Source organism: Acinetobacter sp. Swhac1 (genome assembly GCF_013390985.1).
In the GTDB taxonomy this organism is placed as follows: domain Bacteria; phylum Pseudomonadota; class Gammaproteobacteria; order Pseudomonadales; family Moraxellaceae; genus Acinetobacter; species Acinetobacter towneri.
Genome location: NZ_JACASN010000010.1, coordinates 119,285 through 125,304, shown reverse-complemented (window position 1 = coordinate 125,304; position 6,020 = coordinate 119,285). Strand labels below are relative to the sequence as shown.

The following is a 6,020-nucleotide window of genomic DNA, read 5'->3' as shown; positions in this document are numbered from 1 at the left end:
ATTAAAAGTATGTCGGAGCGGCCTAGGAAGAGGAAATTACAACGATTTACAGATGATATTTCAATGTTATTTAGGAGGCACCAGAGTGTATGAAATATCATCAACATGGCTTAAGTTGGCGCGTATGAGATAATGCCATAGTCATTATTAGAGTATTTAGCCATATTTTTTTGAGATGAAATAGCATATTTTATTGTATTGTCATTAATATAATTGTTTGGTTTTTTTACTATAAGTTGAAGTAAGTCAATTTCAGATTGAATTGAATTTTCAACTTCAAGAGAATCAATTTTTTTCATAAATCATCCTTAATTATTAATATTAGCTCAAATTCTTGGATTGTATTATTTTTTTTGTCTTTGGTGGTAAAAAATCTAGGTTGAAGGTCAATTATATGTTCATCTATAAGATAGTTTATTTTGCTTGATAAATTATTTGTCAGCTTAAAGTTGTTTGCGCTTATTATTTCCAAGTCATCAACATTGAAATGACTTATTAATACTGCACGCAAATTTTCAATGTTTTTAACAATTGGGCCTGATTTTCCTAAATAAGCTTCAGAAATTGTATGAGATTTTACGCCATTTAGAACGCTACCTGTTAAAGGTTCAGTAATATAATGATATAAATGTTCAATATCTGTATGACCAAGGAAGTAGCGTAATGTATCTAAACCATCAAAGCTTTTTGACCAGAAAAACATCATTGCAAAAAAACGTCTAAGTTGATGCTGTCGTATATAATATCTTCTATATTCATTTGGGGTAAATTCTATTACTTTTGTTTGAAAATAATCACAAAATAAATTTAGTAAGTTACCATAAGTTGAATGAGATAACTTTGACCATGTGTTTCTAGCATAAGAATATCTATTAACCAAATTAATATCTGATAATTTAGATAAATTATTATCTAAAATTACTGAATTGAACTTTTCAAGTTTATAAATTATTTTTGCTATTATGCTTGGTATAGGTCTTGCCATCTTTTCACGATGAAAATTAATGCCACCAACACCACTTTTTCGATTATCAAATATAACCTCAAACTCTTTATGTTCTGTTGTAAATGGATCAACATTTTTAGGCAATAAGCAATCTAATGATTGTAGATCAATAATTTCAGAGATGCGTCTAGCGGTGATTGCACCTAATGCAACTAATATGGACCCTAAAAGAATATTGTAAAAATCTATAAATCCATGATTCATTCGTAAATTTATAAAAAAATTTTCATCATCAGGTATTTTTAACTCTTTAATACCTATGCTCTTTAATGTGTCAGGAAAATCTGGAGAGTTATAGAAAGCTTTGAAATCTCCTTCTTTATTCTTTATGAATAAAGAATATCTAATAATAGTATCAAGTAATATATCTAAATATTTATGAATAAATTCAAATGAATCATGTATTGCTTTAAAAGTTACCTCAGCAGGTAGTGTTGCAAATCGCCCCAGATCTCTTAAAGGGGTTATTTTACTTATTCGTTTTACACCTATAGTATTAAAGTTTGAAATATTTATTTGGGCACAATCATTTTGAGAGTGGATAAATACAATTTTCTTTAAGTTCTTTATTTGAGATTGAATATCTTGATATGAAAAGTTTTCTTCATCTGTAGTCTTACAAGGAAGAGATAAATACTCTGTATTAGATTTATCCTTAATTAAGTTTAATTGATGTAAAGTAATGGGGTGCTGGTTAAAAACAATGATTTTATTCTCAAAGCATTTAATGAAAAAATTAGTTAACACTTTGTTGGGATTATATGTAGAGTAACCTTTATTAAAATAAAGCCAATATTTAGACTTTCTTAGCTCTTCTAATGTCAAGTCAAGTTCATCATTATGGTTGTGATTATTAACAAAAGGAAATTCTTTTTCAAATTCTAATATATCATTTAAATTTATTTCCTTAATCTTTTCTCTTAGGAACTCTGCAACTAAATTATAATAATTTATTGATGCATTTATTTTACCATAGTTTGCTATATTGACTAAATAGTCAACAATATAGTCTTCATTGACTTTTTCTAAATTGTACTTGCTTAATTTTAAATATTTTGAGTTAATTAAAATAGAGTTTATGAAGTGTATTATATTACTTAAGTTGGTGCTTATTGTTTGATTTTTGAGTAAAAAACCATTATTGTAAATAGGGTGGCTTTGAATGCAAAGCCAGTATTTGAAGGTATTTAGAATTTTTGGTCTTTCTGTTAGTTTAATATTATTATCAATCTTTATTTTATTGAAGTTGATCGTTGTTATTTTTTTATTTATTTTTATCATCCATATATTTGATTCAAATTTAGTATTATTATAAAACCAATCTGGAATTCTTACATCTGATAGTTTTAAATTGTGTATGGTCGATGTTTTTTCAAAAGATTTTTCAATTAATTCATAGTTATTAGGGTTTTTTATCATCTCATTCTTTAATAGCATAAGTTCATTTATTGACATATTTTCAATATTTTTATTAATGTCGGATATAATTTCTTTTAATGCATTATCCACGATCATTTGTAAATATTCCTTCAATTATTTGATGCTTTATTGGGTTGTTTTTCGCTATTTTATACATTTCTATTATGTCTTTAGTCAAATACAAGCATTGTTGTAAATTATTTTGTGATTCTTCAATCTGAGATATTACATAATTCGCACTTGTGTACCACCATTTTAAATGTTTCTTTATGTCTTTTTCATTGTGAGAAGTCTCCTCAAATAAGTATTTAACTGCCAGAAAAATTTGTAGAAGAGGAACTGTTATTAAATAAATACCTATATAACTATTTTTATCGTTGTTATTTTTTTTTTCAATATTTATTTCATGAAATCCTTTTTCAATATGATGAGGCATGTCTTTGAATGCATGATTATTTATGAATTTATCAAGTTCATCTTTAGTGAAGTCTACTGATTCAAATAAATAAATAGACTCTTTCATAGATTCATAAATTAGAGCATTTTGAAATATTCGTATCCATCTATTTGTGTAAAATTTCCATAGAGCATCTGGTAAATATGAATCTATCAAACTAGGGTTATATTCCTCATGACCTAGTGCTATACTCATTTTATTGACAGACATTGTTTCATAGTAAACACGTACACCACAACTTGCTCTAAACCTTGTTAAGGTTAAATTTTGAAAGATATGTTTACTTTCGTTATTATTAAGTAATATCTCACTATTTCTATAACTTGTTATTTCATATGAATTTTTTAAGCAATTAATTAGTGTGGTACATGTACCATTTTCAATCTTTTTTACTCTTTTTGGTTCTGTAAATGCAGTTCTTGAAGCTAATAGCATGTATTCATAATCTTTATTATTTTCTGATTTTAAATAATTTCTTGCTATGCTAGTAATTCTTATGATGTCTTCAATTATTTTTACCGATTGAGAATTTAACTTAATTAATTGTTCAGCATGATTCACTCCTTTTCTTTTTTTGAAAGACTTGCTATACCAAGATTCCCCAATTTTAAAAAGACCTACATTACTCTTATTGTCATACAATTTCCAACTCAGTAGCCATGATTCAGTAATCGCGGGATGTTGATTAATTAATAGTATAAGTAAAGGATATAATGTATTATAACTTGAATAAAAAATTTCATCCTTAATGATATCTTTTTCCTTGCTAAAACCTGATATACCTAGAAAGTTTGAATAATTCTTAATGTCTTTGTGTTTAAAGGGAGTTTCATAAAAAGTACGAAATGTGTTATTTTTACTTATAGTTCCTATCGGTACAGGGTTTCTTAAATTATTATTTTGGTTTACTTTAATAGTTCCTTTGTTGCTGCATTCAATAAAATAATCATATTTTTCATTTACTTTTTGTCTAAGTAATTCTGAACAGTAGACTATATGGTCAATTTCATTAATTATTTTAATAAAAATTAATTCTTTAGCCTCACTATCTGTATAGCTTAGTGGAATTTGTGTTACTAATTTATTATGTAATAATTGTTGTTTATTGTTTTTTATCACATTTGTTGTAGTATTTTTATTTGTACAATTTTTATAGATTGGCCTAAGTATTTCTGTGAGAGGTTCTTGAAATATTCCATAGTTGACTAATAAGCTGTACATATCGACCATACGACTCCATCTTCCGTGAAAATGACCAATATTATAGTTTTTTATTTTTGCATCAATTAAGCATAAATTATAAATAATAAGCATGCTTTCAAATGCATACTCTGAAGACATTGCCCTCTGTAAGTTTTTAATATTTGGATAAACTAGAACTAAAATTCTAAATAAGCTAACTAGATATCCAATTTTTTTTGACAATGTGGTTGATATTATTTTTTTTCCATAAGTTATCATTATTTGATGTAATTTATGTGTGAACTCTTTTCCATATGCATCGTAAATAATACTGATATTTAGATTCATAATTTTCTTATCATTGCTGCAAATGCTCCAACCTTGATAATATTCAATTTTTTCTATATTTTTTTCAGTATTTTTATATAGAAATATACAATGTTCTACGTCTTCACTTATTGTATTAAATGAAAGGAAAATTGTAGTTTTCCTTTTATTTAGAAATAAAGCTAGATTATTGAATACTAACTGAACTTCATAGCTATAGTGGTATTTGTTGTAATTACTTGTATCTATTTCAGTGTAGATAAATCCTATAAAGCACTCTACATGATCCTCCAGTGCAGCAGACGATGTTAAATTGAATATTGAGTGTTGACTCGATGTACCCTTCAAACATTCGATATACGCGCAATAGAGGGCTACTAGTGCAGTAAGCTTATTAAGCTTCTGTTCTTCTTGTTTTAGCCAGTAACGGCTAGCAATATCTAAAGTGTCTGAGTGATCATAATCCTTAAGGTATTTAACTTTCACAGAATGTTCCATCCATGACGATTGTCAAATAAATTAAAGGTTAAAAAATGTACTATGTCAATGAAAAATCTATAAAGAATCAATTTGACAACTTTGGTCAATTAGGAAAAGACTGCGGTCATCTAACTCTATAATTGCAATGACCTGCATTTCTGCATTTAAGATCACAAAATCAGTCACTTTACGATTAAACAGCGCACGAATTTTATAGTGGTTGTTGGTGATTAATGCGCTAAACGCCACTTGTGCCAAGATGTGATACTCAGGAAAAGCTTGTTTTAAACGCATAAACATTCTGCGTTCAAAAGCAGTCATCATCGGTTTAGGATAAAAGTTTTTCTTGGGGAAAAATAATTGCTTAAAAATTAAGATAAACAGGGCAAGGCTAGCCAAGCTGCCAATAAGCAAGAAAGTCGATTGACTGGATTCAAACATAGATGATGCGGTGTCGTTAGACCCTAAACAGCAGGAATAAAAAACCCACGTCATAATGCGTGGGTTTTTTAAGAATTTTGGCTCTCCCACCTGGGCTCGAACCAGGGACCTGCGGATTAACAGTCCGTCGCTCTACCGACTGAGCTATGGGAGAATCTGACACGCATTCTATGTGGGTATCTGTTTTTGGTCAAGCCGGAATTGAAAAAAAACCGTAATTATAGATTAACTGCTTTAAAAATAATCATCTAGCTTTGTTTTAACGCAGTTTTTAGAGTGCTTGAATGGCTTTTATATAATCTTCGCGTGTCTGTGGTGGGTTGGTTTTACGACATAAGTTAATTAATTGCAGCATCTCTTGCTGAGTCATTTCTGTTTTCACTTGGCTTTGAATTTGTTTTAAGGTGGCTTGTTGTTGTGCGTTCAGATCACGACTGCATTGATACAGACGTTCATACATGAGTGTCGCAGCAGTTTTATTGCTTTCAGATTTTTGCGTACATTGAAAAATTGCAAAAATCACCACAATCAGAATTGTCCAAAAAATCAGGGATTTTAACCAAGGCGCTTGCATGGGCTTTCAAGTTTTATTGTTGTTGATGAACCTAAGTTAGCGAAAAAATAGAGTCATCACAAGAGGGGATAGCCCGATCTTCACTGTATGGTTTTAATTTTGATTTAAGGGGAGAGTGAGGCCTGTTCCATTCG

General features: G+C 28.8%; 4 protein-coding genes, 1 tRNA gene and 1 pseudogene. All 6 read right to left on the bottom strand.

Features of this window, described 5'->3' with window-relative positions:
- Positions 1-110 precede the first annotated feature (110 nt).
- Positions 111-299, bottom strand: coding sequence for a hypothetical protein (locus tag HX743_RS07375; RefSeq protein WP_178318825.1), 189 nt, complete (start codon positions 297-299; stop codon positions 111-113).
- Entirely contained in the window at positions 296-2,521 is a 2,226-nt protein-coding gene (locus HX743_RS07370) for a hypothetical protein (protein WP_178318866.1), read from the bottom strand. Before HX743_RS07370 ends, HX743_RS07375 begins: the two co-directional genes overlap by 4 nt.
- On the bottom strand, positions 2,508-4,877 hold the full coding sequence (locus HX743_RS07365) for a hypothetical protein (protein WP_178318865.1): 2,370 nt from the start codon (positions 4,875-4,877) through the stop codon (positions 2,508-2,510). The genes HX743_RS07370 and HX743_RS07365 overlap by 14 nt, the downstream gene beginning before the upstream one ends.
- A gap of 117 nt (positions 4,878-4,994) precedes the next feature.
- Positions 4,995-5,312, bottom strand: a pseudogene (locus HX743_RS07360) (DUF2726 domain-containing protein); the annotation flags it as partial.
- A gap of 78 nt (positions 5,313-5,390) precedes the next feature.
- A tRNA-Asn gene (locus tag HX743_RS07355) sits at positions 5,391-5,466 on the bottom strand.
- A gap of 117 nt (positions 5,467-5,583) precedes the next feature.
- Positions 5,584-5,886: a hypothetical protein gene (locus tag HX743_RS07350; protein WP_004971899.1), complete on the bottom strand. Its 303-nt coding sequence runs from the start codon at positions 5,884-5,886 to the stop codon at positions 5,584-5,586.
- Between the last annotated feature and the right edge of the window lie 134 nt (positions 5,887-6,020).

Excerpts from the sequence above, each read along its gene's own strand:
- HX743_RS07375 (WP_178318825.1), bottom strand. The coding sequence starts at position 299 with ATGAAAAAAATTGATTCTCTTGAAGTTGAAAATTCAATTCAATCTGAA.
- HX743_RS07370 (WP_178318866.1), bottom strand. The coding sequence starts at position 2,521 with ATGATCGTGGATAATGCATTAAAAGAAATTATATCCGACATTAATAAA.
- HX743_RS07350 (WP_004971899.1), bottom strand. The coding sequence starts at position 5,886 with ATGCAAGCGCCTTGGTTAAAATCCCTGATTTTTTGGACAATTCTGATT.